Here is an 897-nt window from a genome sequence, read left to right as displayed (position 1 = left end):
TCGATGAAGGAACCATCCACGGGTTGGGGATCACCGGCCATCTTGTCGGTGAGGGCCTTGGGAAGGCTCTCGCGCAGCAGGGCACCGGCCCGTTCGGGGTCTTCGAGCAGGGCCTTGAACAGGGTGTCGTGGGGATTGGGGAGGGTGTTGCCCATGGTTTTTGCGGTATTTTGGGGAAGGGGGTAGGGTAACCGATAGCGGCCTGCCACATGCCTCGGACAACTCCAGCGTCGCAACACCTCGTTATCGGACCAGGACTCGGCCTGGGTCGGGTCCAGCTTGATGACCATGTGGTAATGGTTGGACATCACCGCATAGGCAGCGACATCCACGGCGAACAGTGACGCCAGCAGCCGGATACGATCCTCGATCCACTGCCGCCGATGTTCAAAAGTCCTGCCGGTGGCATGATCCTGTCCACACAGGAAGGTGCGCCGCACACAGCGCGAGATGATGTGGTAGTAGGGGGTGTCGGTGAGCGAAATCTGTTCACAGCGGGGGCGGGGCATGGTTCCCTCCATGGGTTTCCCGGCCAGATCCGTGGCCGGGTTGTGGACAGCAGCGGATTACTACTGGAGGGAGGCATCGTTCTGGAAGACATCTTCGATGCGTTCAGCGGTGAGGATGTTGTCGATCCACTGGAGTAACTGAGCCTCATCGGCCTGCTGGACGCGCTGTTGGCAGTGCATCCTGGCCTGGGCGCCGAATTTGCGCTCGATCTGACGCAGCAGGGTCTGGGCCTCGCCCTGTTGAAGGCCCTGTTGAAGGCCCTGTTGAAGGCCCTGTTGAACCCTGTTAAGGCCCTGTTGAATGCCTTTCTGGAGCCCTTTGGCTTCGCCGCGATCCATCCATTCCTGAGCCAGCGACATAGTAAGTGCCTCCACGAGATGGGGTTTG

General features: G+C 60.4%; 1 protein-coding gene and 1 pseudogene. Both read right to left on the bottom strand.

Features of this window, described 5'->3' with window-relative positions; genetic code table 11:
- On the bottom strand, positions 1 to 509 hold a 509-nt coding region (locus CKO35_RS17520), incomplete at its 3' end, for an Rpn family recombination-promoting nuclease/putative transposase (RefSeq protein ID WP_200177391.1).
- Positions 510 to 569: 60 nt separating this feature from the next.
- Positions 570 to 897 (bottom strand): annotated as a pseudogene (locus CKO35_RS17515) (hypothetical protein); the annotation flags it as partial.

It is taken from the genome of Ectothiorhodospira shaposhnikovii (genome assembly GCF_016584105.1).
GTDB classification, from domain to species: Bacteria; Pseudomonadota; Gammaproteobacteria; order Ectothiorhodospirales; family Ectothiorhodospiraceae; genus Ectothiorhodospira; species Ectothiorhodospira shaposhnikovii.
This window is presented reverse-complemented; position numbering and strand designations above follow the sequence as displayed.